The 26,948-nt window shown below is 72.5% G+C and carries 29 protein-coding genes and 1 pseudogene; 13 read left to right on the top strand and 17 right to left on the bottom strand.

The features are described from left to right. Nucleotides 1–5: 5 nt before the first annotated feature. Entirely contained in the window at nucleotides 6–383 is a 378-nt protein-coding gene (locus ACIPW5_RS06585; RefSeq protein WP_401241208.1) for an ester cyclase, read from the bottom strand. Between the two features lie 18 nt (nucleotides 384–401). After that, nucleotides 402–977, bottom strand: coding sequence for a TetR/AcrR family transcriptional regulator (locus ACIPW5_RS06580; protein ID WP_401241206.1), 576 nt, complete (start codon nucleotides 975–977; stop codon nucleotides 402–404). An 88-nt stretch (nucleotides 978–1,065) separates the two neighbouring features. Between ACIPW5_RS06580 and ACIPW5_RS06575 the strand changes: the two genes are divergently transcribed. Genes ACIPW5_RS06575 through ACIPW5_RS06565 form a run of 3 tightly spaced genes read left to right on the top strand, consistent with a single transcriptional unit; the run spans nucleotide 1,066 to nucleotide 3,903 of the window. Next, nucleotides 1,066–1,881, top strand: a complete 816-nt coding sequence (locus ACIPW5_RS06575) for an SGNH/GDSL hydrolase family protein (protein WP_401241203.1) — start codon at nucleotides 1,066–1,068, stop codon at nucleotides 1,879–1,881. After that, nucleotides 1,878–2,639, top strand: coding sequence for an SGNH/GDSL hydrolase family protein (locus ACIPW5_RS06570; RefSeq protein WP_401241201.1), 762 nt, complete (start codon nucleotides 1,878–1,880; stop codon nucleotides 2,637–2,639). Before ACIPW5_RS06575 ends, ACIPW5_RS06570 begins: the two co-directional genes overlap by 4 nt. A gap of 55 nt (nucleotides 2,640–2,694) precedes the next feature. Beyond that, complete coding sequence (locus ACIPW5_RS06565; RefSeq protein ID WP_401241199.1) at nucleotides 2,695–3,903, top strand: IS701 family transposase; 1,209 nt, start codon at nucleotides 2,695–2,697, stop codon at nucleotides 3,901–3,903. A gap of 136 nt (nucleotides 3,904–4,039) precedes the next feature. On the opposite strand, the pseudogene ACIPW5_RS06560 reads toward ACIPW5_RS06565, so the two are convergent. Further along, a pseudogene (locus ACIPW5_RS06560) lies at nucleotides 4,040–4,700 on the bottom strand (IS5 family transposase). 92 nt (nucleotides 4,701–4,792) lie between these two features. Continuing rightward, nucleotides 4,793–5,572, bottom strand: coding sequence for an FAD binding domain-containing protein (locus ACIPW5_RS06555; protein WP_401241196.1), 780 nt, complete (start codon nucleotides 5,570–5,572; stop codon nucleotides 4,793–4,795). A 1,386-nt stretch (nucleotides 5,573–6,958) separates the two neighbouring features. Between ACIPW5_RS06555 and ACIPW5_RS06550 the strand changes: the two genes are divergently transcribed. Beyond that, nucleotides 6,959–7,690 (top strand): hypothetical protein, encoded by a 732-nt coding sequence (locus tag ACIPW5_RS06550; protein ID WP_401241194.1) that lies wholly within the window; start codon nucleotides 6,959–6,961, stop codon nucleotides 7,688–7,690. Nucleotides 7,691–7,719: 29 nt separating this feature from the next. Here ACIPW5_RS06550 and ACIPW5_RS06545 read toward each other — a convergent pair whose 3' ends face one another. After that, complete coding sequence (locus ACIPW5_RS06545) at nucleotides 7,720–8,259, bottom strand: hypothetical protein (RefSeq protein WP_401241192.1); 540 nt, start codon at nucleotides 8,257–8,259, stop codon at nucleotides 7,720–7,722. 313 nt (nucleotides 8,260–8,572) lie between these two features. On the opposite strand from ACIPW5_RS06545, the gene ACIPW5_RS06540 reads away from it, so the two are divergent. From ACIPW5_RS06540 to ACIPW5_RS06530, 3 genes are all read left to right on the top strand, one after another. Next, complete coding sequence (locus ACIPW5_RS06540; protein ID WP_401241190.1) at nucleotides 8,573–9,124, top strand: YciI family protein; 552 nt, start codon at nucleotides 8,573–8,575, stop codon at nucleotides 9,122–9,124. Nucleotides 9,125–9,237: 113 nt separating this feature from the next. Beyond that, a complete protein-coding gene (locus tag ACIPW5_RS06535; RefSeq protein WP_401241188.1) occupies nucleotides 9,238–9,780 on the top strand; it encodes a matrixin family metalloprotease in 543 nt (180 codons plus the stop codon). Nucleotides 9,781–9,794: 14 nt separating this feature from the next. Beyond that, on the top strand, nucleotides 9,795–10,322 hold the full coding sequence (locus ACIPW5_RS06530; RefSeq protein ID WP_401241184.1) for a hypothetical protein: 528 nt from the start codon (nucleotides 9,795–9,797) through the stop codon (nucleotides 10,320–10,322). A gap of 12 nt (nucleotides 10,323–10,334) precedes the next feature. Here ACIPW5_RS06530 and ACIPW5_RS06525 read toward each other — a convergent pair whose 3' ends face one another. Continuing rightward, nucleotides 10,335–10,502, bottom strand: a complete 168-nt coding sequence (locus ACIPW5_RS06525) for a hypothetical protein (protein ID WP_401241181.1) — start codon at nucleotides 10,500–10,502, stop codon at nucleotides 10,335–10,337. Between the two features lie 81 nt (nucleotides 10,503–10,583). On the opposite strand from ACIPW5_RS06525, the gene ACIPW5_RS06520 reads away from it, so the two are divergent. Beyond that, complete coding sequence (locus ACIPW5_RS06520) at nucleotides 10,584–10,802, top strand: hypothetical protein (RefSeq protein WP_401241178.1); 219 nt, start codon at nucleotides 10,584–10,586, stop codon at nucleotides 10,800–10,802. Between the two features lie 89 nt (nucleotides 10,803–10,891). Beyond that, a complete protein-coding gene (locus ACIPW5_RS06515; protein ID WP_401241175.1) occupies nucleotides 10,892–11,866 on the top strand; it encodes a hypothetical protein in 975 nt (324 codons plus the stop codon). 115 nt (nucleotides 11,867–11,981) lie between these two features. On the opposite strand, the gene ACIPW5_RS06510 is transcribed toward ACIPW5_RS06515, so the two are convergent. The 7 genes from ACIPW5_RS06510 to ACIPW5_RS06480 all read right to left on the bottom strand — a co-directional run bounded on the left by ACIPW5_RS06510 (nucleotide 11,982) and on the right by ACIPW5_RS06480 (nucleotide 20,875). After that, complete coding sequence (locus ACIPW5_RS06510; protein ID WP_401241438.1) at nucleotides 11,982–13,169, bottom strand: homoserine O-acetyltransferase; 1,188 nt, start codon at nucleotides 13,167–13,169, stop codon at nucleotides 11,982–11,984. Then, on the bottom strand, nucleotides 13,166–14,527 hold the full coding sequence (locus ACIPW5_RS06505; RefSeq protein WP_401241172.1) for a bifunctional o-acetylhomoserine/o-acetylserine sulfhydrylase: 1,362 nt from the start codon (nucleotides 14,525–14,527) through the stop codon (nucleotides 13,166–13,168). Before ACIPW5_RS06505 ends, ACIPW5_RS06510 begins: the two co-directional genes overlap by 4 nt. Nucleotides 14,528–14,966: 439 nt before the next feature. Then, complete coding sequence (locus tag ACIPW5_RS06500) at nucleotides 14,967–16,442, bottom strand: hypothetical protein (RefSeq protein WP_401241170.1); 1,476 nt, start codon at nucleotides 16,440–16,442, stop codon at nucleotides 14,967–14,969. A gap of 514 nt (nucleotides 16,443–16,956) precedes the next feature. After that, complete coding sequence (locus tag ACIPW5_RS06495; protein WP_401241169.1) at nucleotides 16,957–17,766, bottom strand: ABC transporter ATP-binding protein; 810 nt, start codon at nucleotides 17,764–17,766, stop codon at nucleotides 16,957–16,959. Continuing rightward, complete coding sequence (locus tag ACIPW5_RS06490) at nucleotides 17,753–18,796, bottom strand: ABC transporter substrate-binding protein (protein WP_401241167.1); 1,044 nt, start codon at nucleotides 18,794–18,796, stop codon at nucleotides 17,753–17,755. The genes ACIPW5_RS06495 and ACIPW5_RS06490 overlap by 14 nt, the downstream gene beginning before the upstream one ends. An 82-nt stretch (nucleotides 18,797–18,878) precedes the next feature. Further along, nucleotides 18,879–19,763 (bottom strand): ABC transporter permease, encoded by an 885-nt coding sequence (locus ACIPW5_RS06485; protein WP_401241164.1) that lies wholly within the window; start codon nucleotides 19,761–19,763, stop codon nucleotides 18,879–18,881. Beyond that, nucleotides 19,760–20,875 carry an LLM class flavin-dependent oxidoreductase gene (locus ACIPW5_RS06480; protein ID WP_401241161.1) on the bottom strand — a complete coding sequence of 372 codons (1,116 nt, stop codon included), beginning with the start codon at nucleotides 20,873–20,875 and terminating at the stop codon, nucleotides 19,760–19,762. Before ACIPW5_RS06480 ends, ACIPW5_RS06485 begins: the two co-directional genes overlap by 4 nt. A 537-nt stretch (nucleotides 20,876–21,412) precedes the next feature. Here ACIPW5_RS06480 and ACIPW5_RS06475 point away from each other — a divergent pair. The 4 genes from ACIPW5_RS06475 to ACIPW5_RS06460 all read left to right on the top strand — a co-directional run bounded on the left by ACIPW5_RS06475 (nucleotide 21,413) and on the right by ACIPW5_RS06460 (nucleotide 23,350). Continuing rightward, complete coding sequence (locus tag ACIPW5_RS06475) at nucleotides 21,413–21,961, top strand: rhodanese-like domain-containing protein (protein WP_401241159.1); 549 nt, start codon at nucleotides 21,413–21,415, stop codon at nucleotides 21,959–21,961. A 34-nt stretch (nucleotides 21,962–21,995) separates the two neighbouring features. Further along, nucleotides 21,996–22,148, top strand: a complete 153-nt coding sequence (locus ACIPW5_RS06470) for a hypothetical protein (protein ID WP_401241157.1) — start codon at nucleotides 21,996–21,998, stop codon at nucleotides 22,146–22,148. A gap of 35 nt (nucleotides 22,149–22,183) precedes the next feature. Next, entirely contained in the window at nucleotides 22,184–22,684 is a 501-nt protein-coding gene (locus ACIPW5_RS06465) for a hypothetical protein (protein ID WP_401241155.1), read from the top strand. A 114-nt stretch (nucleotides 22,685–22,798) separates the two neighbouring features. Continuing rightward, nucleotides 22,799–23,350 (top strand): YceI family protein, encoded by a 552-nt coding sequence (locus ACIPW5_RS06460; protein ID WP_401241152.1) that lies wholly within the window; start codon nucleotides 22,799–22,801, stop codon nucleotides 23,348–23,350. Between the two features lie 394 nt (nucleotides 23,351–23,744). On the opposite strand, the gene ACIPW5_RS06455 is transcribed toward ACIPW5_RS06460, so the two are convergent. The 4 genes from ACIPW5_RS06455 to ACIPW5_RS06440 all read right to left on the bottom strand — a co-directional run bounded on the left by ACIPW5_RS06455 (nucleotide 23,745) and on the right by ACIPW5_RS06440 (nucleotide 26,917). Next, a complete protein-coding gene (locus ACIPW5_RS06455) occupies nucleotides 23,745–24,215 on the bottom strand; it encodes a hypothetical protein (RefSeq protein ID WP_401241150.1) in 471 nt (156 codons plus the stop codon). Between the two features lie 395 nt (nucleotides 24,216–24,610). Beyond that, complete coding sequence (locus tag ACIPW5_RS06450; RefSeq protein WP_401241148.1) at nucleotides 24,611–24,811, bottom strand: hypothetical protein; 201 nt, start codon at nucleotides 24,809–24,811, stop codon at nucleotides 24,611–24,613. A gap of 87 nt (nucleotides 24,812–24,898) precedes the next feature. Next, entirely contained in the window at nucleotides 24,899–25,495 is a 597-nt protein-coding gene (locus ACIPW5_RS06445) for a hypothetical protein (protein WP_401241147.1), read from the bottom strand. Between the two features lie 135 nt (nucleotides 25,496–25,630). Then, a complete protein-coding gene (locus ACIPW5_RS06440; RefSeq protein WP_401241144.1) occupies nucleotides 25,631–26,917 on the bottom strand; it encodes a DUF5685 family protein in 1,287 nt (428 codons plus the stop codon). Between the last annotated feature and the right edge of the window lie 31 nt (nucleotides 26,918–26,948).

Below are 26,948 nucleotides of genomic sequence, written 5' to 3'. Positions count from 1 at the left end.
GGGCATCATACCGCACCGCCCCCTTCCCCACCACGCTCGACGGCGGATGCACCGGGCGTGGCCATCGGTGCCAGGAGGCCCAGCTGGGTGAAGAACTCGACGGTGTTGAGCTCGTCCCAGTGCTCCACGGCCACGCCGTACCGGACCCGCCAGATGTCCGGCGACCTCATCTCCACCGCCCGCCCGGTGGGCTCCTCACCGAGCAGCGACCCGAGGTGGCTGGCACGGTAGGTGAACCTCCCGACCACACGGTCACCGTCGACCACTACGTCCTCAAGAGTCACACGGGTATCGGGGAAAGCGGCGAACCAGCGTCCCCGGAAGGCCCGGTTGGCCTCCCGGCCGTCCTCGACGTAGGGGCGTGAATCGGGGCAGGCGGACAACCGGGTTCGCCGGGCCGATCACAGCAGGGGCCTGACGACCGCCCGGGCGAGGGCCTCCGCACATGCACGCGGGGCAGCGGCAGCGCCCGGCCCTTCGGCGTAGTAGCGCAGGAACGCCTCCTGGAAGCACGCTCCGATCAGCAGGGACGCGGAGGCGTGCGGATCGGCGTCCGACGCCACGCGCCCGAGCCCCTGCTCGGCCCGCAGGTAGGCGGCGAAGCCCGCGACCGCCTTGTCGGGACCGCCGCCATGCCGACTCATCGCCGTTCGGTGCGCGGCCATCCGCTGCGGATCCGCCAGCAGCGCCCCCAGCATCGGGAGCGACTCCTGGTAGAAGTCCAGTACGGCATGGGCCAGTTCGGCGAGGTTTCCCTCGACATCACCTTCCCCGGGGCGGACCGAGACCCGGGCCAGTCCGGGCACCCGCTCCTCGAGAACGGCGAGCAGCAGTCGTTCCTTGTCTCCGAAGTACTTGTAGAGCGTGGGCTCCGAGACCTTCGACGCCTGAGCGATCTCCTTGGTCGTGGCCTGTGCCACGCCGCGCGTGCGCAGGATCTCCGCGGCCGCGTCAAGGATCCGTTCGCGGGTGCTCATACCGCCTCCCCCTCTTCCGATTGACAGGTTAGTGAACACTAGCCACCATAGGGGCTAGTGTTCACTAACCCCCTTGGGGAAGGTCAGTATGAAGAAACGTGTCATCGTCTGCCTGGCCGTGGTCCTCGTCTGCCTGCTCGCCTTGGCGGGCACGGTCGGATACCTCACTTTCCTCCGCTCGCCCGCCAACCCTCCGGCCGAAGCCTGCGGCAACGGGCGCGCGCCGGGCGCGGGCCCCGTCGTCGTCGCAGCGGGCGCCAGCATGACCCGGGGCACGCAGGGAGCGGACTGGGTGGGCGCGCTGCGCAACCGGCCCGAGTTCCGCGGGTACGAGTTCGTCAACGCAGGCGTCAACGGCAACACCAGCGCCGATCTGCTACAGCGGGTCGATGCCGACGTCGTGGCGTGCGACCCGCATGCGGTCACCCTCCTGATCGGCACCAACGACGTCCGCGACGGCGTACCGGTGGACCAGTACGAAGACAACCTCGGCGCGATCGTCGACCGCATCAGGAGCAGAACCTCGGCCCGGATCGCGCTCATGTCCCTGCCGCCGCTCGGCGAGGACCTGGACGCCGGCATCAACGCCAGGCTCGGCGCCTACAACGCCGTGATCAGGGAGACGGCCGCGCGCAACCACATCGACTACCTGCCCGTCCACGAACAGATGGCCGATCACCTCAGGCAGCGCGGCGGGAAAGGAGCTTCGTACGACTTCAGCTTCGCGCTGGCCTACAGCGCGGCGGCCGAGCACTACCTGCTCCGGCGCAGCTGGGACGAAGTGGCCCGCGGCAACGGCCTCGAACTACTCGTCGACCACATCCACCTGAGCAACCGGGGCGCGGCGATCGTCACCGCGACCGCCGCCCGGTGGCTCTCCACGCCCGTTGGGGGAACCGCATGAACACCGTGAACACCCGCACCACCCACGTCGTGTGCGTCGGCGACAGCCACACCCGTGCCCAAGTGGGCGTGGACTACGTCAGGATGCTCGAGGAGCACGCCGCCGGCCATCCTCACCGCTTCACGAACGCGGGCGTGAACGGCGACCTCGCCCACAACGTCCTCCTGCGCCTCGACTCCGTCATCGAGCAGCAACCGGACGTGGTCACGGTTCTGATCGGCACCAACGACGCCAACGCGAGTCTCAGCGAGAAGAACATCCGCATGATGACCAGGATGAAGAAGCTGCCGGTCAGACCGACGATCGAGTGGTACCGGGAGAACCTCGCCGCCATCGCGGCTCGGCTGTCGGAGGAGACCGACGCCCGGATCGCGTTGCTGTCGCTGCCCGTGCTCGGCCAGGAACCGGACTCCGAACCGGTCCGACGGGCCGGGGAGTACAGCCAGGTCGTCAAGGAAACGGCAGCGGCGTACGGCGTCACCTACCTCCCGCTCTACGAACGCCAGATCCGGCACCTGCGAACGGTCGACCACACCCCCGGCATCGCCTTCCGGGACGGCCGGACGCTGTCCAGCCGGGCCGCGATGCAGCACTTCCTGCTCGGACGGTCCTTCGACAGCATCTCGCGGCGGCGCGGTCTGGAGCTCACGACGGACTTCATCCACCAGAACAGCCGGGGCGCGGCAATGATCGCGGCTGTGATCAACGAATTCCTCAGCGCCGGCCGCGGCACCAACCTGTCCGGACCACACGACTAGTAGTGCTTTGTTAGCTGGTCTTGTCACGTCGGGTGTCTGGTAGTTCGCTGGCTGTATGAGGGTTGGGGAGCTTGCGGCGGTGCGGGGCCGGTTGGAGGAGTTCGCTTCGGAGGTGTTTGCGCCGATGGTGCGCCGGGACCAGCGGGCGAAGGGCCAGTTGTATCTGCGGGGCCTGCTGCTGGACGGCCGGCGCAAGTCGATGCAGCCGATGGCCGAGCGGCTTGGGGTGGACCATCAGCAGTTGCAGCAGTTCGTGACGTCCTCGACCTGGCCGGTTGCCGACGTGCGGGCCCGGCTGGCCTGGCGGGCAGTGGCAGTGGTCCGCCCGCAGGTGTGGGTGGTGGACGACACCGGCTTCCCCAAGGACGGCACCGCCTCGCCCGGGGTGGCCCGGCAGTACTCGGGCACCCTGGGCAAGGTCGGCAACTGCCAGATCGGCGTCAGTGTCCACGCCGCATCCGACACAGCCTCGTGCCCGCTGTCCTGGCGGCTGTTCCTGCCACGGTCGTGGGACGGGCCCCAGGCGGCCCCGCGCCGGGCGGCCTGCCGGATCCCCGACAGCGAATGCCACCGCCCGAAGTGGCAGCTCGCCCTGGACATGCTCGACGAACTCGCCGGGATCGGCCTGCGGCCCGCCGCCCTGGTCGCGGACACCGGCTACGGCGCGAACGCCGACTTCCGCCGCGGTCTGGAAGACCGTGGGCTCGCCTACGTCCTGCAGGTCAAGGCCGAGATGACCGCTCATGGCGAGGAAGCGGTGCCGCATCAGCCCGCCTGTTCAGGGCTCGGCCCCCGCCCGCTGCCCCGTTACCGCACCCGGCCCGTGTCCTTACGCGAACACGTGCTGGCCGCGGGACGCCGGCGGGGCCGGGCCGTGACCTGGCGCAAGGGCTCCAAAGCCGCGATGAGCTCGCACTTCGTGCTCCTGCGGGTCCGCCTTGCGGGCCGCCGGCCCAAACCAGCCGAGGACGGCACGATCCCGCTCCTCTGGCTGATCGCGCAGTGGCCCGAAGGCGAGGCGGAACCGGTGAAGTACTGGATCTCGAACCTGCCCGCGGACATTCCCGCCAAGGATCTGGTCCGCCTCGCGAAGTCCCGCTGGCGCATCGAGCACGACTACCGCGAGCTGAAAACAGCCCTGGGCCTGGACCACTTCGAAGGCCGCTCGTTCACCGGCTGGCACCGCCACGTCACCCTCGTCAGCGCCGCCCACCTGTTCCTGACCGAACAGCGGAGCAGCCCAAAAGCCCCTGCCAGGGCCTGACCCTCTACCAGGCCCTGGACCTCCTCCAACACCTCATCGCCACCTGGACCGGAACCTGCCCCACCTGCCGACAAACCGTCCCCTGGCAGACCTACGACACCACCTAACAAAGCACTACTAGGCAGCGTCTTGTCGATCATTGGTCGAGCCGGATGAGGGTACCGGCGAGGGTGGTGGCGGCGAGGTAGGGGTCGGGGTGCTTCTCGTAGCGGGTGGCGATGCCACGCCCTTGCTTGAGGCGGTGGAAACAGCGTTCGACGACGTTGCGGCGCCGGTAGGCGGCTTACGGGCCGAGTAGCCCTTGTCCGCGACGACGCGGTCCGGCCGGGTCCGGGGTCTGCCCGGACCCGGCCCGGGGACCCGGATTCCGGCGATGACCGCTTCGGCCTGCGTGCAGTCGTTGCGGTTTCCGCCGGTGATGAGGAAGGCCAGCGGGCGGCCCCGGCCTTCGCACGTCAGGTGGACCTTGCTGGTCGGTCCGGCGCGGGAGCGTCCGAGGCCACCTTCTTCGAGCCCCCTTTGGCAGCGGCGTCCTGGTGGGCCCGCACGGTCGTGGAGTCGATCGCGACGGGCCAGTCGGCCTCCGCGCGGCTCTGGGCCGTTGCCAGGAGCCGGGCGAAGCGTCCGTGGACGGTCTGCCACGGGCCGAACCGTTCGGGCATGTCTCTCCAGGGCAGGCCGGTGCGGAACTCGAACACGATGCCCTCAAGGACCTGACGGTGATCCCGCCACCGGCCACGAGCCCGACCCACAGGCGGCGGCAACGGCGCGATCACCGCCCACGCAGCGTCAGGAATCGGGCCGTCAGGGCGTGCTCGGCGAAGAGGTCTTCCTGCAGGGTGCGGCGCTCGGCGTACGGGCCTTCGGCCCGTGGCGCGGGGTGCGGACGTCAGCCCAGCCAGCACCGGCCAGGACTCTCCGCTCCGGGGTCGCCGGCGTCGGCCGCGCAGTGGCCGGCGGGAGGCGCCAGCAGGTCCGTGACCTGTCGGCAGACTGTTTCCCAGGCCTCGTCGGAAAGTCGGCCCAAGCCGCCGCTCCGCAGGGCGTGGAGATCCTCTTCAGCCGTCGGGTGGCAGCGGACGTCCTCATCGAGGAACTCACCGTCCTCACGGACGGCCACGCGCAGCAGCTTGCCTCCGTCTTCCTCGCGGTGCAGGGCACCTGCCACGACGAGGGGCGGTGGCCCGCCCGCCTCGCCCGCCGCCTTGTGGTAGCGGCTGGCGATCGGGGCGCGCCAGAGCAGGCTCAGCAGCAGATGGCGTTTGGCCAGGACTTCCGCGAGGTCGGTGAGGTGGACGCCCTCCGGTTCGAGGATGACGGCGTGGGCATCCAGGACGAGTGCCGCAGGCAGCAGGCAGCGCAGGGTGCTGCCGACGAGGTTGCCGCCGACCGTGGCCGTGCGGCGTACGGCTCCGGTTCCCACGCCGGCAGCGGCCTTTCGCAGTACCTCGGGCACCCGGTCGTCCACCCGGCTCAGCAGCACGGCCGATCCCAGGGTTTCGGGCCCGATCCCGTTGGCCTCCGGGAGGTCGCGCAGGGACATGGCCCGGGTGGGGAATCCGTCCCGCTGCCAGGTGGCCCACAGCAGGGTGGCGCCGCCTATCGGCACCGCTCCCCCGGCCATGCACTCCTGTGCTTCGGACATGGACGTGGGTAGACGCAACAGCACGGCAGTCAACCTGCTTTCCGGTGACTAGACGGCGAGGTACAGGGCGTTCCGGCCGAAAGAAGCCGTCGCCAGGCGCATTTTGGCCGTAGGGACGCGGGCGCGTACAGAGCTCATACCTTCAGGCAATGCGCCCCCTCGTGCTCCGGCTCACGCACACGGCGCGCGAAATCGCCCGTGGCCGCAGGACACCGTCCAACCAGCGAAGCCCGACCCCGCTGATCGGGAGGACTCCCGACTTGCAGCCCACGATCGCCCTGCGCCTGACGCTGCGCGACCCGGCTCGCGTTCTGCGGGAGGTCGGCGCCCAAGCGACGCGTGCTCGCCCGCCGGGCAAGGACCGAACGGCCCGTGCCTCGTCCAGGCCGCTCTTTCGGATCTTGCCGAGTGGGCTCGCAGACGCAGAGGGCTCCAGAGCCGGCTGCTGATGTGGTCGGCCGCCGGGCTTTCGGGGTGAGGGTGAAGAAGCCGAAGGTGCCCTTCGCCGCGAAGAACAGCCCGCCGTCGCCGACGTCGGCCAGCCCGTCCAGGCACCGGCCCGACAGGGAACACCCCTCTACCGTCCGGCCGTCAGGCCCCAGCCGCCGGATGCCGCCGTTGGCGTCCCCCACCAGGAGGCCGAGCCCGCCCCGCACTCGGCCGAGACCCGCGCCGGCCTCAACGGTGCGTGCAACGCCCTGCGGGCGCTCGGCGCCGCCGCCCTGACGCCGGAGCAGCACGACCGGCTGGCCGCACTGGCCACCGGGGACCGCCGCCTGGTCGCCTCCGGGTCCGACCACGCGATGATCCGCGAGGACGAACAGCTGGGAGCTTTTCTTCCTGCGCGAACAGGTCCTGGCGCGGACGCGCCCGTTCCTTCCCGGGGCCGCAGCTGCTGGTCGTGTGCGGCCTCCCGGCCGGATGAGCCTTGAAGATCGCACGGCCGGGAGCCGGTTTTCGCTTGCCGGGGTCGGTCGCTCCGTCGTTGGTGGTGAGGGCGCCGGTCCGGCCCCTTCCACACCCGGCCCGGCGGTATGGACGACACCGTCGGGGCTTGATCGAGGGAGTACTACAAGACCGACGGCCGGAGAACCGAGCGCCGCCGTCAGCCGCCGATGGCCGTCCCGCCGGGCGGAGGGCGGGACTTCGTCCGCCGTCACGTCCAGGCACAGCCGCTTGAGACGGACCGGGTGGCGGTCAACCCCGCCCCGGTCGATAGCCCGGTCCGCGCTGGTCTCCACGTCGACACCCTGCCGGTCGAGGAAGGCCATCCTGGCAGCCGTGCCCGGCCAGGCCGGGGCGAAGCGGTACACGTCGAGGTGCCGGGCGTGTCAGTGGTTTGCGGCATGATGCCGGGCGGGACAGCGCATCCGCTAGGAATTTCCGAGACCGTCTTCAACAGGGGGCTTCGTGCACAAGCTGGTCGCAGATGAGGTAGAGGTCGCCGAGGATCGGCAACAGCACTATGAAAGGTGGCAGTGGGGCGGAAGGCTGCCGAGCGAAAGGCTGCGCGGTGTCCGCGGGAGCAATGTCCTGGGTCTGCTCACCTTCGACAGCGACCTGGTGCACGCCCTCGATGTCGCGGGTCCCGAGGTCCAGCGTTCAGTGGCGTTGTGCGCCGCTCGGCGGGCGTGCGACGCGGCGGGCCTGACCGATGTGGGATGGGTCGCCCCGGCGCTCACCGCGTTGGCGCAGGGCCGTCCGCTACGAGCGCCCTTCAACGACGACGACCAGATGTGGGAGATCCTGCGATCCTCCCCCCTCGTACCGGGTCCGACGGTGCTCGGGGCGATGCCCCCCGAGCGACCGCCGTACATCCCCCCGCCGCCGGCAGGGTGGACGTGGGTCCCGGTCGCAGAGCCGCAAGACGACGGGGCGACGCGCTACGAACTTGACCGGCTACCGGGCAGCCGCGCGCCGATGGAGTCCGCTTCCTTGCTGGTGTATCCCGGCACACCGGACGTCCGCGGACCGATCTCACAGCCGTACTTCGCTCTCCCCGCCGTGCTCGCTGCTGCTGAGCCCGATCCGCTGAAAGCGGCTCTGGACGCGGTGTGGCATGCGGTGCACACGCACGGCGAGCACTACCCCAAGCTGCTGAAGGAGATCTGGGCGATCTGCTCCAGGCAGGCACACAAGTAGGTGTCGGCAGTCGAGTTGCCGGGCACGCCTCAGGGCTCGCCCAGCAGCCGGGCGAGGGGGTCGTGGGCGAGAAGGACCGGTGCGGCCAGGGCCTCGTCATAGTGGGGGCGCGGAAAGACATAGGGCCCCAGGTGCAGTTCTCCCCACTCCGGCCGGCGGGGCTGGTGGAAGCCGGACCAGGTGACCTCGGTCGCCGTGGCGCGGAGCACGGCGAGCAGGGGCCAGCAGGCATCGATCCCGCAGGAACAGCCCAGAAGGCACAGGGCGCCCGTGTCGCGGTCGCGGAGATCCGGTGGGGAATCGCCCAGGAAGTGGGACCGGGCCCGGTCTCCGTCTACATCATCGTCGAGGTGTAGCGGGGCGTGCTGGCGCAGCAGGAACTCCTCGTGCTCCTGCGGGGTGTGATCGTCCTCGTCGAGCTCCCGGCTCCAGAGCTCGCGCGTCGCTCCCACGACCAGGACGCGCAGGTCGGTACCGTCGATCCGGACACCCCAGGCCATCAGGTGCGGGAAGCCAGGGTGAGGATGGCGCAGAAACTCCACCCGGTGCGTGACGATCGGCAGATTCATACGCCCCATCCTGCGGCGCCCACCCGACCGCCTCCACCGAGTAACGCCACGCCGGGAGGCCGAAGCGCGCACCGCCGGGCATGCCCGAGGCGAGCTGCCACGCGGGGGGCTTGGGCCTGTCGCCCTCCGAGTTCCGATCCGCGGTACGGGTCCACACCGGCGGCGGCTGGGACACCCGCACCTGCTGCAAACCAGCCACGTTCGACGTCGCCCGGCGGGCCCTCGCCGAGGGACGACCCGCGCGAGTCCGCCGAGCGGTCATCGCAGTGAAACACCCTCGCCGTCGGCGCCTGTTCCGGGGAACACTGCGCCCATGGAGTTCCTCTGCTACCACCGCGACCGCACCGGCTCCCTGTCACTGCGCTACGAACTGAACGCCGCGCACTTGTCCTACATGGATGGATTCGCGAAGGAGATGATCGCCCGGGGGCCGACCTTCGCCGACGACGGCGAGACCCTCACCGGCAGCGTGCACATCCTCGACCTGCCCGGTCCCGCTGCCGCCCGCGCGTTCGCCTTCGACGAGCCGAACTACCAGGCCGGCGCCTACCGGGACGTACTCGTGCGACGGTGGCGCAACGCCCTGGGACGCACCATGTGGGACTTTCCCGGCGGCCGGACCGGCGGCAACCGATACCTGGTGCTCGGCCTCGGCACAGGAGAGGCCGCCGACCTCGCGCTGCCGCCCGAGCCGACGGAGCTGATTGCCTACGGACCACTGCTGTCCGACGACGGGACGCTCTGGCTGGGCACGGCCGCGTTGCTCCGGGCCCCGGACCCGCACACCGCGCGCGCCATCCTGACCCACTACCTGTACGCCGACATCGAGGTGCACAACTGGGAGTTCGGCGGGCGGCCGTCGTGAACGAGGGCGCCCACCGATGCCACGAGGTATAGGGCACGGCCGCCTGCTCCTTCTGTGTTCACCGGTCCGAGGAAACGATCGGGCACTCCGGCCGGGGCCCTAACGTGGACAGGGTGAAGCGTCCCCTCACCGCGCTGTCGACGGCCGCCGCCCTGCTGCTCCTCGCGCCCGGCCCGGCACACGCCGTGGATCCGGCACCGTGCGTCAGGGGCGAGTCCGAAGCCAGGTCCCACAGCTCCGTGGACGGCAGCGAGCTGCGGTACACCGAGGTCTCGCAGTACGACCCCGAGATCAAGCACGCCATCGCCGCCTGGCAGTACGCCGGAGCGAAGATCAAAGTCCTCAAGGACTCGGCGACGACCGTCAACGACCTCGAGTTCGGGGACGTCGACAGCCTGGGCGGCGGAGCCGCGGGCGAGTGGCAGTTCCGCGCCGCGCCCGGCTTCACGGACTACGTCAAGTTCAGCAAGGCCAAGATGAAGAGCTACTCGCCGAAGAAGCGCCGCAGCGTCGCCGCGCACGAGCTGGGGCACGCGCTCGGCCTGTGCCACAAGGCGCACGCGACCACCGACTCGCTGATGTGGCCGGACGTGCAGGAGAACTTCGACGTACCGCAGGCCGTTGACAGGGCCAACTACAAAAAGCTGTGGGGCTGATCATGGGTGCACGGATGTGGACTGCCGCAGGGCTGGCCGGCGTCGGCGGGCTGCTGATCGTCGGCGGCGGCTGGTACGCGGTCGCAGGCGCGTCCTCCTCCACCCATGCCGCCTGCGGCGCCGACCTGACGAAGGATCCCGTCGTCGCCAGCGAGTTCCCCGACATGGCGGTCGTCGAGGTCGTGAAGAACACGCGGGGCTGGGACATCGAGGGCGGCAGCTCGTTCCTCACCAGCGAGGTGAAGTCCCTCAAGACGCTGAAGGGCTCCGTGCCCGAGCGGCTGTCCCTCACCCAGGGCGTCACGAAGGACGGCACGACGGCCGGGAAGTACGTCAACGACGACCCGCTGTACGCCGTCCTCGAACCCGGCAGGCAGTACGTCGTGGGCATCGAGACGATGGACAGCGACGGCCAGGGCCCCTGGGCCGGGTACGTGACGCCGGCGAAGCGCGGCGTGGAGGGCGAGGCCGCGCACTGGCGGGACGCCCAGAAGACCGCCGTGACGCCGGTGTCGGCCTGCGACGACATCGTGAACGGTTGACAGGGCCCCGGCTCAACTCCGCGCAGCCGCCCCGGCCGCGCAGACCGCGAAGTCGTACGTCGGCAGCCCCTGCCTGTGCTGGTCGATCCCGAAGACCTCGTAGAAGATCCCGGACTCGAACGGCGCCACTCCGTCGGAGAGGGCCACCGCCACGTTGGTCGGCGATCCGGTCTTCAGCACGGCTCCCGTGTGGCAGTAATTCGCTCTTCTGTGACAGTCCTGCCACTGTCCGGTTCCGGCGGCCCCGGCGATCTTTGAGTCATGAACACGTTCCTCGACTACCTGACCGTCCTCGCCGTCGCCGCCCTCCTCCTCGCCCCCGCCCTGCACGGTGCCCTGCACGAACGCCGCGTGGAGCGCCAGCTGCGCGCGGCCCGCGACCGCGCGGCGGCGCCCCGGCAGGCGGCCGGTCCCGGCCGGACGGGCCGGCGACCGGGTGCCCGCTCCGCCGCCTGGCGCCGGGACAGCGTCGCCCACTGAGGGCCCTGCCGTCCGGGGCCCCACGCGGTCGACACCCACCGGGGGCGGGGCCAGCATGGAAGGTGGGGGCGAACCGCAGGAGGCCCAGCATGGCCCGCAGACGTCGCAGCTCCGCCGCCGTCCTGCCCGTGGTGACGGCGCTGGCATTGGGGTCCCTGGCCGCCTGGCCGAGCGCGGCGGCGGCTCCCGCCGCCGAGTGCAGCATCCGGCCGGAAGGGTCGTCGGGCTACCTGATCAAGGGCTCGGGCTTCGAACCGGGCAAGTACATCAACTTCTTCCGCAACGGCAACGGCATCGGCGGAGGCCCGGTGGGCCCCGACGGCACCTACTACGTGCACCTGCGCGTCGACCAGGGCGCCCCCGGAGCGGGCGTGACCTTCTTCGCCATGGAAGGGCGTCAGGTCGGCGCCCGCACGACCACCTGTACGGTCGTCGACACGCCCGCCGCGACCTCGGCCTGCGACCCGATCGAGCTCCAGAAGGACGCGTTCGCACTCGGCCACGGCGAGGGCCTCAAGGACGGCCGGGCGGACGGGTTCGAGGACGCCTACCGGCAGTCCTACGACGACGCCTTCAAGAAGAAGCCCGGCATCACGGCCGACCAGTGCGAAGACCTCGGCCTCAAGGCCTTCCAGGACGGCTACGGCAAGGGCTACGAGAAGGGCTTCGCGGAGGGCCGGGCCAAGGGCGGCAAGGAGGGCAAGAAGGAGGGCCAGGAGGACAGGCGCACGGGCAACGCCTCCCGCAACGTCTCCGTCGAGGTCCTCAAGGTGAGGGCGGAGCCCGCGAGCGGCGAGACCGACTGCTCCGTGGGCATCGTGTTCACCGCCACCGTCGTGGCGTCGGGAGCCGGCACCGTCCGCTACCACTGGGAGCGGCCCTCCGGGAACCTCCCGGGCACCCTGGAGTTCCGTGACGACGGTGCGCCCCGGACCGCCATCAGCCAGGGGACCGTGGCGCCGGGAGCCGCGACGGCCACCCTCACCCAGACGTTCGTGGTCGACAGCGGCCCCTCGCAGGGCAAGACGGCGCAGGCGACGGCCAACGTGACGTGCAAGAAGTAGACGTGCAAGAAGTGGGGGGCCGGGATTCTGAACCCGGATCGGGCGTGGTTGCCCGTCCAGGGTCGTCCAGGGTCGTCTCAGGCCGTCCGACGGTCCGGAGCGTCGGAGCGGCCCGTCAGCCCGAGCGGTCGGCGGGCCGCTGCTGCGTGCCGTCCAGGAGCTCCCGTACCAGGGCACCGACCTGCTCGGTCTCCAGGAGGAACCCGTCGTGCCCGTACGCGGAGCGGATCACCCTGGTCTCGCGTGCGGACGGGATGCCGTCCGCCAGTTCCTCCTGCTGCGTGAGGGGATAGAGCCGGTCCGAGTCGACCCCGGCCACCAGGGTGCGGGCCTGGATCCGGCGGAGGGCCGCGCGCACCCCGCCGCGCCCGCGGCCGACGTCATGGGTGTTCATCGCCTCGGCCAGCGCGACGTAGCTGCCCGCGTCGAACCGCCGTACCAGCTTGGCGGCCTGGTGGTCCAGGTAGGACTCGACGCGGTAGCGGCCGCCGCGCCAGGGCTGCTCGCCCTCCTGGGCCTCGTGGCCGAAGCGGGCCTCCAGTTCGGCCGCCGACCGGTAGGTGACGTGCGCGATGCGCCGAGCAATGCCCAGCCCGGTGTGCGGCCCCTGTCCGGGAGGGGCGTCGTGGTAGTCGCCGCCCCGCCAAAGGGGGTCGGCGCGGATCGCGTGGACCTGCGCCGCGGCCCAGGCGATCTGGTCCGCGCTCGCGGCGGCCGGGCAGGCGAGCAGCAACAGCGCGGCCACGCGTCCGGGTGCCGCGACCGCCCACTCCAGCGCCCGCATCCCGCCCATGGAGCCGCCGACCACCAGCGCCCAGCGCCCGATGCCGAGCGCGTCGGCGAGCCCGGCCTCCGCCCGCACCTGGTCGCGCTGGGTCAGCCGGGGGAAGGCTCCGCCCCAGGGGGCCCCGCCCGGGCCTGCGGAGGCGGGGCCCGTGCTCCCCTGGCAGCCGCCCAGGACGTTCGGGGCCACGACGAACCACCGGTCCGTGTCGAGCGGCCGGCCCGGGCCGACCAGCGCGTCCCACCAGCCCGCCGTGGGGTGGCCCGGCCCGGCCGGGCCCGCGAGGTGGCTGTCGCCCGTCAGCGCGTGCAGGACGAGGACCGCGTTCGCACGGTCGGGCGCGAGGCGTCCCCAGGTCTCGAACGCCAGCCGCACCTCCGGGAGCGCCCCGCCCGCCTCCAGGGCCAGCGGGCCCGCGTGCCGGTGCCACTGCCGGCGCCCGGCCGGGTCCCCCTCCCGCCACGCACCGGTGGCGGGAGGGGGGAGCGCGGTGGCCGGGGCCGCTGTGGCGGGGTTCAGGACGCTTCCTTCGCCGCGCGGAAACCGGCCTCCAGGTCGGCCTTCAGGTCCGCGACGTTCTCGATGCCGACGGACAGGCGCACCAGTCCCGGGCTGGTGCCGGTGGCGGCGAGCTGTGCCGCGTCGAGCTGGCTGTGGGTGGTGGAGGCGGGGTGGATCACCAGGCTCCGGACGTCGCCGATGTTCGCGAGGTGGCTGAACAGTTCCAGTCCGTCCACGAACCGGCGGCCCGCTTCGAGGCCCCCCGCCAGCTCGAAGGAGAGCACGGCACCGGCGCCGCGCGGCAGGTACCGCCGGCCCGCCTCGTACCAGCGGTTGGACGGCAGCCCGGGGTAGTGCACCGCCGCGACCTCGTCCCGTCCTTCGAGCCACCGGGCCAGTTCCAGGGCGTTCGACGCGTGCCGCTCCAGGCGCAGGCTCAGCGTCTCGACGCCTTGCAGGAGCAGGAACGCCGAGTGCGGTGCGATGGCGGGGCCGAGGTCGCGCAGCAGCTGCACGCGCAGTTTGACGGCGTACGCGCCCGCGCCGAGGGCGGGCCAGTACCGCAGGCCGTGGTAGCTGGGGTCGGGTTCGGTGAATCCGGGGAAGCGCTCGGGGTGCGCGCCGAAGTCGAAGGTGCCCGCGTCGACGACGACGCCGCCGATGGTGGTGCCGTGGCCGCCGAGGAACTTGGTGGCCGAGTGGACGACGACGTCGGCGCCGTGCTCGATGGGGCGCAGCAGGTACGGCGTGGGCACGGTGTTGTCGACGACCAGCGGCAGGCCCGCCGCGTGCGCGACGTCGGCCACGCCCCGTACGTCGAGGACGTTGCCCCGCGGATTGCCGAGGGTCTCCGCGAACAGGGCCTTGGTGCCGGGGCGGATGGCGGCCCGCCAGGCGTCGAGGTCGTCGGGGTCCTCGACGAAGGACACCTCGATGCCGAAGCGCGGGAGGGTGTGGCGGAACAGGTTGTAGGTGCCGCCGTAGAGGGAGGCGCTGGAGACGATGTGGTCGCCCGCCGAGGCCAGGTTCAGGATCGCGAGGGTCTCGGCGGCCTGCCCGGAGGCGAGGGCGACGGCGGCGACGCCGCCCTCCAGGGAGGCGATGCGCTGTTCGAGGGCGTCCTGGGTCGGGTTGTGGATGCGGGTGTAGATGTTGCCCGGCTCGGCGAGCGAGAAGAGGTCGGCCGCGTGCCGGGTGTCGCGGAAGACGAACGAGGTGGTCTGGTAGATCGGGACGGCGCGGGCGCCGGTGGCCGGGTCGGGGACGGTGCCTGCGTGCAGCTGCCTGGTCTCGAAGGACCAGGCCGGGGTCCCGGCCGCGGCGGGCTCGTCCTCGGGGGTGTGTCCTGCGGTGACGGCGTCGACGGGCTGGCTCATGGGGCTCCTCGGAGGTGAGGGCGGACGGTGGGAAGGCGTGCGGCCGCGCGCACCCGGATGCGGGTCACGGGCGTGCGGGTGCGCGCGGTGCGGGAGCGGTGGCCGACCGCGTGACGGCCCGCCGGCGGTGCACGGCGGCCGGGCGGGGCCGGGATGTCGTGGGACGGGTACGCGGAGGGCGTGGAGGGGGCGCGGGACGGTGCCGCGCGGTGCCGCGTCAGACGGTGACGGGACGACCCGTGACGGGACAACCCGTGGTCGTGACACGCACGTAGTCCACGTGGCGACGGGTCACGAGTACGGTCATGGGCCCAGGTAACCACAGGAGGGGCGGGGAGCACCAGGGCGTTCGTCCGGACCGGTGACGCACGCCACCACCCCCTCGCCGGCGGCGAGTTCGCGGTGAGGGGGCGGGAGCCGGAGCCGGGCGGGAGACCGGTCAGCGGCGGGCGGAGATGCGGACCACTCCCGTTTCGGTGCCCTGGTAGAGGGTGCCGTCCGGGCCGGCCGTACCCCGCATCTGGAGCGGGTTGTAGACCAGTCCGATGCCCAGGAAGGAGGAGGCGGTCTGGGTGCCGGTGGCCGGGTCGATGACGGAGTGGTGGTACTGGGCGAAGGTGTTGAGGCCGGCGCTGCCGGTCGGGCCGGTGACGGAGACGGTGTAGATCTTCCCGTCGGCCAGGGAGAGGCGGGGCAGGGCCGCGGACTTCACCGGGCTGTTCCACACCACCTCGCAGCCCGTTCCGCGTTCGTTGACGTCGATGCGGCTGAGACCGCCGTCGAAGTTCGCGGAGGAGGGCTTGCTGGCCGGGGCGCCCTCGGGCAGGGCCGGGTACGGGTAGCCGTAGGTGTTGGTGACGAAGACGCTGCGTCCGGAGGCGATGACGGCGTCCTCGGTGCCGCTGCGGGCGTGCTGGGTGAGGACGGGGATCCGGCAGACCGGGTCCGGCCCGCCGTCCGCGCGGTAGACCAGCAGGTTGCCGTGCGGGGCGGCGTTGTCGACGATGGTGACGTACTCGGTGCCGCTCCGCGGTCCGAAGAAGCTCGGGGTGGTGCCCGTGCCCCAGCTGAGCTGGCCGGGCTTGCGGGCGGGACCCCGGTCGTAGGGGGCCCGCCACTCCACGACGGGGGTGCCGTCGGGGGCGGCGGACAGCAGGTACAGGGCGTGGTCGGTGGCCACGGCGGTGCGGCCGGGGATGGTGGAGATGCTGTTCTGGACGCCTTCGCCGGTGCTGATGGCGCGTACCGTGCCGGTGCCGGTGTCGACCGTCCCGATCACCCCGCCGCTGGTGGCGAACCAGACCCTGCCGTCCCAGTCGGGGGTCAGGCCGACGATGTTGTCCCCGGCGGGCACGGTGCTGCCGAGCGGCGTGGACTGGTCGATCCGCAGCGTCCAGGTGCTTCCGGTGCGGTGGTGCCCGATGCGCAGGAGGGTGTTGCCCCCGTCGACGACCACGAGGCGGTCCTCGTTGTCGAGGTAGGCGTAGACGCCGCCGAAGAGACTGCCCTTGGGGAGGGCGAGGGAGGCGAGGTCGGCCCCGGTGGCGGGGTCGAGGAGGTGGACGGTCGGCGTCCGGCCGAAGATGGTGGTGCAGAGCGCGATCACGTACCCGTCACCGCCCACGACGACGGTCGGGCAGGCCGAGGCCAGCGCCGTGCGGGAGTAGTCGACGGCGGCCGTCCCGGGCCCGGGGAAGGCGGTGGTGCCGCTGGAGGCGCTGTCCCCGTGCATGGTCGCGGCGCCGTTGGCCGCGGTGAACGGGTTCTGCGGCGGCCGGGGTCCGTACGCGGACGCCGCCGGGGCCGCGGGGGCCGCGGATGCGGGGGTGCCGGTGAGGCAGGTGGCACCGAGGGCCACGGCGAGGGAGAGGGCGAGCGCGGCAAGGCGTCCGCCCGCGGGCGGGGAGTACGGCATCTGGGGGTCCTGGTCCTCGGGACGGGAAGGGGAGGGAACGGGGGCTCGGCGCCGCCCGTACGGGACGGCGCGCCGCGCACGGTGCGGCGGTTCGCGCACGGCGCGACCGGGAGCCCGGCGGCGACCGCGGGCCCGGCCGCGAGCGCGCGCGAGCGCGGCACCGGCCGGCGTGGGCGGGGGTGTGCCCGGCGTGGGCGGCCGTGGGCGCCCCGCGTACGACGCCGGCCGGCGTACGCGCTGCCCGGCGCCGGCTGATGTACGGCGCCGGCTGGTGTGGCGGCGGCCCAACGGCTTGGCGGCGGCCGGTGGTGGGGCCGGGCCCTGGTCCCGTGGGGCGATCGCTCCCCGGAACGGCTCTGACACGGGGACGTTAGCCGCTGCCCGCGCGGTACCGGTCGTTCCGCGGCAGCCCGCCACGGCCTGTTCATCCCGTTCACGTTCCCGCAGCACGGCGGCAACACCCGGACGCCCGCCCGGCCCCCGCCGCCCGTGCCGCGGGCCGTGGGGCGGCGCCTCAGCCGCGCATGATCTCGGTCAGGCGTCCGCGCAGCCGGGCGAACTCGGGCGAGGCCCGCAGCGCGGAGACGTCGGTGTCCGGCTGCCGGGCCAGCCCCACCGGGAGCTCCGCCACCACCCGGCCGGGCCCCGCGGCCATGACGAGCACCCGGGAACCCAGCAGTACGGCTTCCTCCGCGGAGTGGGTGACGAACAGCACCGTCGTGCCGAGCCGCGAGGCGAGGGTCCGCACCTCCTCCTGGAGCCGCTCCCGGGTCAGCGCGTCGAGCGCGGCGAACGGTTCGTCCATGAGGAGGAGTTCGGGCTCCGCCGCCAGCGCCCTGGCGAGCGCCACCCGCTGCTGCTGACCACCCGACAGCTCCCACGTGCGCCGGCCTGCCGTCCCGGGCAGTCCCACCCGCTCCAGCAGCCCGGCGATCCGGCCCGGCCGGTCGGCACGCGGCACTCCCAGCCGGGCCAGGGCGAAGGCGAGGTTCCCGCCGACCGTGCGCCAAGGGAACAGCCGCGGCTGCTGGAACACCACCCCGGCGCCCTCCCCCGGCCGGGGGAGGGCGCCCCGGACCCGGGCACGGCCCGACGCCGGCCGCTCGAAGCCCGCGACCACGCGCAGCAGGCTGGTCTTGCCGCAGCCGGACGGCCCCACCAGGACGACGAACTCGCCCGCGCGGACGCGCAGGTCGACGCCTTCGAGTGCGGTGACCTGCTGCTTCGGGGATCCGTACCGGACCGAGACGCCCGCCAGGTCGACGACCGCGTCCCGGGTTTCCGGTGCCCCGGTCGCGGTCACGGTCGCGTCAGTTGACGGCACGGCCGAGCTCCTCCACCGCGAGGGCCCGTCCGAAGACCGCCTGGTCCGGCACCGCGTCGACGGCCTTCTGCCCCTTCAGGAACACGGCGGCGTCGTGGAGGTTCGCCGCCAGCTTGCCGGGGGCGCCCGGCGTGCCCAGGTAGTCGGGCCCCGTCTGCTCCTTCGCGCTGAGCAGCACCAGTTGCGACAGCTGCCGCTTCGCCTCCTCCGCGGGCAGCCCGAGCTCCGCCCCGATGGACCGCGCGGCCTCGTCGGGCGCGGTGCGCGCCTGCGCGACGGCGGTGTCCTGGGCCTTGATCCAGGCGGTGACCACCTCGGGGTGTTTCGCGGCGAACGCGTTCGTCACCACGCCCAGGTCGGCGGTGGGCTTGCCCTGCTTCGCCAGTTCACGGCTGGTGAGCAGCACCTTGCCGTCCTTGGCCAGTTCGCTCAGCGTCGGCGTCCACACGTAGGCGGCGTCGATGTCCCCGCGCTTCCACGCGGCGAGGGCGTCCTGCGGCTGGAGGTCGACGGTCTGCACGGCCGAGGGCTCGACACCGGCGGCGGCCAGCGCGGCGAGCAGCGAGTAGTGGGCGGTCGAGCCGAACGGCGTGGCCACCTTCCGGCCCGCCAGGTCCTTGACCGAACCGATCCCGGGCTTGGCGACGAGCGCCTCGTTGTCCCCGATCAGGTCGTGGATCCACACCACCTTGTACGGGATGTCCAGCGGGGCGGACAGGCCCTTGGTGACGGGGCTCGACCCGGCGAGACCCAGGTCGACGGCTCCGGCGATGACGGCCGTGTTGACGTCACCGCCCGACTCGAACTTGACCCACTTGACGTCGGCTTCGGGGAGCGCCTTCTCCAGCAGCTTCTGGTTCTTCACCACCAGGTCGGCGTTGGGTATCGCCTGGTAGGCGATCCGGACGGTGGTCCGCCCGGCCGAGCCGCCGGCCGCGTCGGCGCCGCCCCCGCACGCGGTGGTGGCAGTGGCAGTCAGGGCGAGGGCCGCGGTGAGCAGGAGGGTGCGGCAGGACGGGCGAGCGGGCATGGACGGTCTCCGGTCTGAAGGGGAGGGCGGAAAGGGAAGGAGGAAGGGGAGGAAGGGGCGGCGGTGGGAGCCGGAACGGGGGTCAGGTGCGTCCGCGCCACGGCACGCCGATCCGCTCGACGAGCCGGAGCAGCGCGTCCAGCGCGATCCCGGACAGGCCGATCGCGAGGATGCCCGCGATCACCAGCGCGGTCTGGTTGTAGCGCTGCGCGTCGCGGATCATGCCGCCGATGCCGGGCACGCCGTTGACGGTCTCCGCGGCCACGACCGAGGTGTAGGCGACGCCGACGGCGATGCGGACGCCCGTGAGGATCTCCGGCAGGGCGGAGGGCAGCCGTACGGACAGCAGCAGCGCGACCGGACCCGATCCGAGTGCCCGCGCGGCCTCGACGAGGTGGCCGGGCACCGTGCGCACGGCCGCCGCGGTGGCCGCGGCGATCGGCGGCAGGGCCGCGATCACCAGGAGCCAGATCTTGGGCGCCTCGTCGATGCCGAACCAGATGACGAGCAGGGAGAGGTACGCCAGCGGGGGCAGCGTCCGCAGGAAGGTCACCGCCGGCTCCAGTACGACGGCCAGCGGCCGGACCGTGCCGATCAGGAGACCCAGCGGCACCCCGGCCAGCACGGCGTACGCGGAGCCGGTCCCGATCCTGCCGAGGCTCACGCCGAGGTGCTCGACCAGCAGGTGGCCGCCGTAGCCCCGCACCCCGTCGTGCACCGTGGAGGCGAGGACGAACTGCCGCCACACCTCGCCGGGCGGGGGCACCAGGACCGGCGGCCAGACCTCGGCGGACACCACTGCCTGCCAGGCGCCGAGGAGCACCGCGAGCGCGCACGTGCGCAGCGCGCCCCACCGGAGCGCCTCGCGCAGTCGGCCCCGCCCGGGGGACGCGGCCCCGGCCGGGTCCCGGTCCGGGCCGGGCGTCCCGAGCCGGTCCGGGCCGGCCGTCGTCGTGGGGGCCGTCATGCGAGCTCCGTCCCCGTCAGGGCGCGCAGCCGCGGGGCCACTTCCTCGCCGATCCGGTAGGCCTCCTCCAGGTGCGGGTAGCCGGAGAGCACGAACTCGTCGATGCCCAGGGCGTGGTATTCGGCGAGCCGTCCGGCCACCTCGTCGTGCGAGCCGACCAGCGCGGTGCCCGCGCCCTCGCGGACCAGACCGATGCCCGCCCACAGGTTCGGTGCCACGGTGAGGCGGGCGGCGTCCGCGACCCCGCCGTGCAGCGCCGTCATCCGGGCCTGCCCGGTCGAGTCCATGGCGGCGAACCGCTCCTGGCTGGCCCGTACGGCCTCCGGGTCGAGCCCGGCGAGGATCCGGTCGGCCTCCGACCAGGCCTCGGCGGCGGTGTCCCGGCTGATGACGTGCAGCCGCAGGCCGAACCGCAGCGAGCGGCCCGCCGCCCGGGCCCGCTCCCGCAGCCGGCCGACGCGGGTGGCGACGGCGGCGGGCGGCTCGCCCCACAGCAGTTGCACGTCCGCCTGCCGCGCGGCGACCTCCTCGGCGGCGGGCGAGGCCCCGCCGAAGTACAGGGGCACGGGGTGGCGGAGTTCGGGTCCGGCGAGCCGGGCTCCCTCGATGCGCAGGTGGGTCCCGTCGTGGTCGGCCGTCTTCCCGTCCAGCAGGGTGCGCAGGACCGTCATCACCTCCTCGGTCCGGGCGTAACGGGCGTCGTGCTCCAACCGGTCCCCGTAGGCACGCTGTTCGGCGGGATCACCTCCGGTCACCACGTTGAGCGCGAGCCGCCCCCCGGCGAACCGGCGGAAGGCGTCGGCCTGTTGGGCGAGCAGCGTCGGACTGGCGAAGCCGGCGCGGAAGGCCACGAGGAATCCGATCCGGGTGGTGTGCTGCGCGAGGGCGGCAGTGAGGATCCAGGGGTCCGCGCAGCCGAGGCCCACGGGGGTGAGCAGCGAGTGGAATCCGGCCTGCTCGGCGGCGCGTGCCACCTGGGTCAGGTACGGGATGTCCGCGGGCCGCCGGGTGGCGGCCGCGGTACGGCCCTGGACGGCGGTGACGCCGCCGGGATCGCGGCCGTCCCCGCCGGTGGGCAGGAACCAGTGGAGCAGGAGGGGGTGATGCGGCATGGGAGTACCTCGTCGACGCGGCAGCACGACAGGCGTCACGGTCGGCGGGAGGCCTGTGGTGACACGTGTACACGCGCGGGTGTGCAGGCGTTGGGGGACGTGCGGGGAACGGGCGGCGGCCCGTGCGGTGTCACGGGCGGCGGAGCGGCGGAGCCGTCAGCAGGATCGGCGGATCAACAGCCGTACGCGGGGGAGTCGGCGGCCCGACACAGCATGGTCGATACACGCAGCAGATCCACGTGACGACGCGATACGAGTACGGGGGCCATGGCCGCATCCTGTCGACGCGTCCGGCCACACGCAACCACCGTCCGGATGCTGAACGTTCTCGTTCCGGATACTGGACGGGGCTGCGCGTGCGGCGGGGAGTTGTTGCCGCAGCATGGCGAGTTCGTGGCGGCGGCGTCCTCCGGAGGGCGGCGGCTCCCCGCACTCCCTACGCTCTCCGAAGGGCCCCGGCCCGAGGCCCGGCCTGCCCGGCCCCTCCCGCCTTCCCCTTCCCCCTCGTTCGCCGCCTCTGCAAGGACGCGTACCGCCATGACCGTTCCCCGTGCCATCGGAGTCAGCGAGGCGCAGCAGCGCCTCGGCGAGCTGGCCGTCGTCGACGTCCGCACCCCCGCCGAGTTCGCGACCGGCCACCTGCCGGACGCCCTCAACGTGCCCTTCGACCGGATCGCCCGGAGCGCGCCGGAGCTGCGGAAGGCCGCCGCGGACAAGTCCCTCCTCGTGGTGTGCTCCTCCGGCGCGCGCTCGGACAAGGCCGTCACGGAGCTGGCCGTCCACGGGATCCCCGCCTCCGGCCTCACCGGCGGCACCCGCGCATGGGCGGCCGCGGGGCACCGCCTGGAGCGTCCCGCCGGGCCCGCGCGGGCCGTCTGGGCGATGGAGCGCCAGGTCCGCTTCACCGCCGGCGGCCTCGTGCTGACCGGCCTGCTGCTCGGGCTGCTCGTGCACCCCGCCGTGCAGCTGTTGTCGGCGGCCGTCGCGGCAGGCCTCGTCTTCTCCGCGGTCACCGACACGTGCGGTCTGGCGGTGCTGCTCGGCCGGCTCCCGTTCAACCGCGGCGGAGCCAGGTCCCCTGTCTGACGGCCGGGGCCGCCGGCCCGGACCCGCCTCGGTGGTGACGCCTTCGACCGCTACGTCGCGAAGACGGCTCCGGGCCGCCTCGGCGCGCCCCGAGGACATCGCCCGGGTCATCGCCACGCCGCTGTCGGACGACGGAGGGTGGATCACCGCCCAGGACATCGAGGTGTCCGGCGGCTGCGCCCTCTGAAGGAAGGAGCTGCGACGCCTCCCTATGCTCCTCTCATGACGCATCCTCGTTGGGGACTCCAGTTCCACTGGTGGGCGGTGGATCCCTCCGGCCGGGTCGGATTGTTCTACTCCGCGTTCGGACCGGTGCCCTCGGCGGCAAACGCCCACGCGCAGGCGATGGACGAGACGACGGCCTGGGCCAGGGCGCGGCACCCGGAGTGGTTCGACGCGGGGTGTGCGGAACACGACTGTCCCCAGCACTGCGTCATCGAGCTGGCCCGGGCGCCGTACCTCTACACCTGGGACGAGGAGCACGACGACCGCTACAGCCGCTACGGCGTGCCGACCCGACCGCTCGTGGTGTCCGAGCTGCCTGCTGCAGTGGCCGCCGGCGTGGGGCTCGTCGGAGTCGACTTCTCCTTCGACCAGGCCGCGCGGATCGACCTCGAACACCCCGCAGGCCGAGAGACCCTCTCGGCCTCGGCGCTCACCCCCTGGACGTACTGCCAACGGCAGGGGGACGGACGGGGTCCAGGGTCACCGGTCAGGGTGTAGTCCTCTGCAACCGTGCGCGTTCGGCGAGGTTCGGCTCCGGTGGGCCCTTAGCGTGCATCGGGAGTGATCCGGGCGGGCCGTCGCCGGGGTCGCGATCTACGGAGGTAACCGCTCATGACTGTCCCTCTCTCCGAACTGACGGGAAACTACGTCCTCGACCCGGCCCACACCCGCATCGGGTTCGTCGCACGCCACGCCATGGTCACCAAGGTGCGCGGCTCCTTCCACCAGTTCGACGGCACCGCGCACCTGGACGGCGGCGACCCGGCCAAGTCCACCGGCGAGGTGACGATCAGGACCGAGAGCATCGACACCGGCGTCGAGCAGCGCGACCAGCACCTGCGCACCAACGACTTCCTGGACGCACCGAACTTCCCCCACATCACCTTCCGCACCACCACGGTCGAGGCGAAGTCCGACAGCGACTACCGGGTCACCGGCGACCTCACCATCAAGGACACCACCAAGCCGGTCACGATCGACTTCGAGTACACCGGCAACGCCGTCGACCCCTACGGCAACCTCCGGGTCGGTCTGGAGGGCTCATTGACCATTTCCCGCAAGGAGTTCGGCATCACCTGGAACGCGGCCCTGGAAGGCGGAGGGGTCCTGGTGGGCGACAAGGTCGTCCTGGAGTTCGACGTCTCCGCGATCAAGCAGGGCTGAGAACCTCCACGGCTGGTCACCCTGCCCAGGAGCCGATCGAGCGGCGCGGTTCCCCCGTCTCAGGACCGCGCCGTCACTGGCCGTGGCCGTCGACACGGTACGTGGTGAAGCAGGTGGTGACGGAGGCGGTGTCCGCGAAGGCGCACGTTGACGCACATCTCGGCGACGCCCCGGCCACCGTCGCCGTCGGTCCGGCCGGTCCGGGCAACACCGTCGCGGCTTGGCGCTCCAGGCGCTCCGCCTCCCTCTGGGTCCGACCGGCAGCTCGTAGCCCTCCCGCAGAGGACACGTCGTAGGCCGGCGAGCTGCTGGAGCACCACACCGGCCTGCTACCGGCATCGGCCCCGGTCGCCGGGAAGCGCGACCACACGGCACCCGGCCGAGAAGAGCCGACTCACGAGGGCTCGGTGGTCCAGTCACCGGGGAGGGACACGCGGACGGAGTCCAGCCCGGCAGCAGTGAGACCGAGGGCCCATAGCCACTCGCCGGCGTCATCGCGCAGCAGTGCATCAGCCGAGGCGAACCACCGGATCACGCCTCCCTCGACAGCCCACATCGGGTAGTCGGGCATGGCCAGCCGCCGGAATCCGGGCGGTGCCTCGATGGTCTCCGACTCTTCGAGGGGGCGGCTGTCCGTGCGTGTCTCGTACTGAGCGAACAGGGACTCGGAGAGCACCATCTCGACACAAGCAGCGGAAAACCGGTCGAGGAAGGGCGTCCAGGGCTGCGCGTGGCTGTCCCTGCGCCGGAAGACCACGGGCGGGTCGTCGCCTTCCAGGTGTTCCTCCCGGATGGCCCACTCGGCGACCGCTTGGTTCTCCCGCCGGAACACCAGGGCGCCGTCGTCAACATGGAGACGCTCCAAGGGAAGCAGGGAGTCCTGCACGCTGGTCAGGTCCGCACGTCGCCCGAACAGTCCGTACGCCTCCCACAAGGCTGCCGGCAGCGGCGATCCCAGCCGCGACTCCGCCTCGGCGAGCTCCTCGAACCCGCAGCCGTCGCCGGCACGAAGCGGCTCGCGTCAGCACGCGACGAACCCCTTGATGAACCGCCAGGCACCCGCCCGATCCGAGACACCCGCCAGCTCGGCGGCAACGTCGAACCCCTCCGTCATACGCCAGAGAGTAATCCGGACCAGGTGGAGGATCTGCCCCGACCGCGGGCCCACCGTCACCGCCGCCGAGAACGGGTCCATCGGCGGCGGCCGGCTCGTGGTCGGGCCGGCCGCTCACTGCCGACGCCTGGTCAAACCGCGCCCACTCACCTGACCAGCAGCTGCTGGGTGACCAAGTCGTACTCGACGATCTCGTCGTCGCCGAACCACAACGAGTTCGCACGCTCGGCTCCCTCGAAGCCGTCGGTTCCGTGGGCGACCGTACGGGTGTGGCCGTCCACGGCGGTGGCGACGGCGTTCGCCGGCACGGCAGCGATCAGCAGGGCAACCGTCGCAGAAGCAAGCACAACCAGTCTCTTCATCATGATCGGCCAACGATGCAGGCGACGATCGGTCACCCTCACCCGTGCAGGGTCGGGACACGGCCTCTCGCCTCAGCCGGCGAGGGGCCACTCCCAGGGTTCCGCGTTGAAGCCGCGGAAGAGCTCGACGGCGGCGGGCTTCTGGCCGGCCGGGATCAGGAAGGCGGTGCAGATCTTCTCCGACTGGCCCGGTCCCAGGGTCTTCTCGCTCTGCGGCGCGGGGCAGTCGTTCCACTTCGCCCGGCCCATGAGGACGATCAGGGCGCGCGTGCGCAGCCCCGACTCCGTCCGGACCATCAGGTCGCCGTCCATGTCGCCGAGCTTCATGGGCGTGCCGCTCTTGTGGGTGAGGGTCGACCGGACGAAGACGGGGATCTGAGGTCCGTCCTTCTCGTCCTTCTCCAGGCCGGAGGCGTCCATGTCCGCCTGGGTGCCGGTGCGCACGTCCAGCGGGGTCACCGTGAACCGGGCGTCCTTCGAGTCGGTCTTCGGGCTCTCCTGGAGCCAGCTCTCCTCACCCATGCGGAACGTCTTCTTCGCGCCCGGCTTGGCCTGCGGCGACGCCGGGGCGCTGCCCTTCGCCGGCGGCAGCCCGTTGCAGCCGGTCACGAGGGCGGCCACGGTCAGGGACCCCGCCATCGCCGACGCGGCGCGCGTCCACGTACGCATTCTCACTCCATCCTCGTCCGGGCCCAGGGCACACTGCGCCACGGCCCGCACCTCAACGCTTGGAGCGATCATCTTCTCAGATGTGAACATGCCAAGGGGTTCGGCCACAGGCAGGCCGGTGCGGATCGGCCTCGTTCAGTCGCAGCAGTCGCAGCAGCACTTGCACGGGTTGCAGCAGCCACCGCCCCCGCCGCCACAGCCGTCTCCCGAGCCGCCACCGGAGCCACTCGAGCCGCCGGAGTGGCCGGAGTGGCCGCCGGAGTTCCCTCCGCCGCGGCCGCCGCCGCCCGACCAGCCGTCACCCCCGGAGCCGTTCCGGCCCGAACCGCCGTACCCGCTCCCGCTGCCGTCGCCGAACTCCCAGGCTTCTCCGTCATCGGCGCTGCAACGGCAGCAGCCGAGGCACACCCGGCAGTCGGCGCACAGCCGGCGCCACTCGCGGCACCGCGGGCACTGCCCCTCCGGCGGCCGGGCCGACGCCGTCAGCCCGTCGGGATCCGTACGGCGTCCCAGCCAGGGCAGCATGCGCAGGCCCCGCGCCTGGGGGCGGGGGTGATGGTGCCGGTGGCGGGGGTCGAAGACGCGGTCGACGGCGCGCTCCAGTTCCTCGCCCAGAAGCGCCTCTGCCAGCCGCCCATCGACGAACACCACGTCGGACAGGGCGAGTCGGATTCCCCGGACGGCGTCATCGCACAGCCGGCGCACCTCGGCGAGGTCCGCGCCGGTCACGGCGATCGGGTTCCACGCACCCGAGGCCTCGTCCGCGGCGCGGTCCTCCACCGCGTCCAGCAGATGCGCCAGCCGGCCGAACAGCGCGCCGGCCTCCGCCAGCGGTCCGGCGTTGCCGGGGCGGTCCGTGAGCACCGCGGTGTACGCGAAGGCGGCCGCGGTCGCCGTCTCCGTGGGCTCGGTGACCGTCAGGAGCGAGCCACCGGGGCCGGTCGAGCGCTCGACCTCCGGCTGGCGCTCGACCGCTCCGATCAGCACGGCGGTGTCGAAGCCGAGCCGTTCGCCGCCCGCGGCGCCCGCGCGGTCCCAGCCGTGGGCGATCCGGCGGGCCGCCAGCGCCACCGGGCGGCGCCCGACGAGGCCGTCGCCATCGGCCACGTGGTCGCGTATCTTCGCCGCGGCCAGCACCAGCGACACCGTCGCCGCCAGCCGTGCGCCCTCGCCCTGCGCCACGTCCGCCGACCGCATCCCGCGCAGGGGGCACGGACCGGCGCCCCGCCGCCAATCCCCGCTGCGCTCCGACTGCGCCTCGGTCAGCACCGACACGATCAGGCCGTCGTAGTTCGTGGCCACCCTCGCGAACTGCCCATACTCGCTGCGCAGAGCGAGGCACAGCCCGCACAGGTGCGCCATCCACTCGGTACGCAAGCCCTCGCCCAGCCGATGGCGGCACGGCCTGATGATTCCGAACACCGAAGTTCTCCCCCCGCACGTGAACATCAAC

The sequence above is a fragment of the Streptomyces sp. NPDC090077 genome (genome assembly GCF_044747545.1).
Lineage (GTDB): Bacteria > Actinomycetota > Actinomycetes > Streptomycetales > Streptomycetaceae > Streptomyces.
The sequence above is the reverse complement of the archived record's forward strand: the minus strand, read 5'-3'. Positions and strand labels throughout refer to the sequence as shown.

Coding starts and splice junctions, on each gene's coding strand:
- ACIPW5_RS06580 (WP_401241206.1), bottom strand. CDS start 977: ATGAGCACCCGCGAACGGATCCTTGACGCGGCCGCGGAGATCCTGCGC.
- ACIPW5_RS06575 (WP_401241203.1), top strand. CDS start 1,066: ATGAAGAAACGTGTCATCGTCTGCCTGGCCGTGGTCCTCGTCTGCCTG.
- ACIPW5_RS06570 (WP_401241201.1), top strand. CDS start 1,878: ATGAACACCGTGAACACCCGCACCACCCACGTCGTGTGCGTCGGCGAC.
- ACIPW5_RS06565 (WP_401241199.1), top strand. CDS start 2,695: ATGAGGGTTGGGGAGCTTGCGGCGGTGCGGGGCCGGTTGGAGGAGTTC.
- ACIPW5_RS06545 (WP_401241192.1), bottom strand. CDS start 8,259: ATGAATCTGCCGATCGTCACGCACCGGGTGGAGTTTCTGCGCCATCCT.
- ACIPW5_RS06540 (WP_401241190.1), top strand. CDS start 8,573: ATGGAGTTCCTCTGCTACCACCGCGACCGCACCGGCTCCCTGTCACTG.
- ACIPW5_RS06530 (WP_401241184.1), top strand. CDS start 9,795: ATGTGGACTGCCGCAGGGCTGGCCGGCGTCGGCGGGCTGCTGATCGTC.
- ACIPW5_RS06520 (WP_401241178.1), top strand. CDS start 10,584: ATGAACACGTTCCTCGACTACCTGACCGTCCTCGCCGTCGCCGCCCTC.
- ACIPW5_RS06515 (WP_401241175.1), top strand. CDS start 10,892: ATGGCCCGCAGACGTCGCAGCTCCGCCGCCGTCCTGCCCGTGGTGACG.
- ACIPW5_RS06505 (WP_401241172.1), bottom strand. CDS start 14,527: ATGAGCCAGCCCGTCGACGCCGTCACCGCAGGACACACCCCCGAGGAC.
- ACIPW5_RS06500 (WP_401241170.1), bottom strand. CDS start 16,442: ATGCCGTACTCCCCGCCCGCGGGCGGACGCCTTGCCGCGCTCGCCCTC.
- ACIPW5_RS06490 (WP_401241167.1), bottom strand. CDS start 18,796: ATGCCCGCTCGCCCGTCCTGCCGCACCCTCCTGCTCACCGCGGCCCTC.
- ACIPW5_RS06485 (WP_401241164.1), bottom strand. CDS start 19,763: ATGACGGCCCCCACGACGACGGCCGGCCCGGACCGGCTCGGGACGCCC.
- ACIPW5_RS06480 (WP_401241161.1), bottom strand. CDS start 20,875: ATGCCGCATCACCCCCTCCTGCTCCACTGGTTCCTGCCCACCGGCGGG.
- ACIPW5_RS06475 (WP_401241159.1), top strand. CDS start 21,413: ATGACCGTTCCCCGTGCCATCGGAGTCAGCGAGGCGCAGCAGCGCCTC.
- ACIPW5_RS06465 (WP_401241155.1), top strand. CDS start 22,184: ATGACGCATCCTCGTTGGGGACTCCAGTTCCACTGGTGGGCGGTGGAT.
- ACIPW5_RS06460 (WP_401241152.1), top strand. CDS start 22,799: ATGACTGTCCCTCTCTCCGAACTGACGGGAAACTACGTCCTCGACCCG.
- ACIPW5_RS06445 (WP_401241147.1), bottom strand. CDS start 25,495: ATGCGTACGTGGACGCGCGCCGCGTCGGCGATGGCGGGGTCCCTGACC.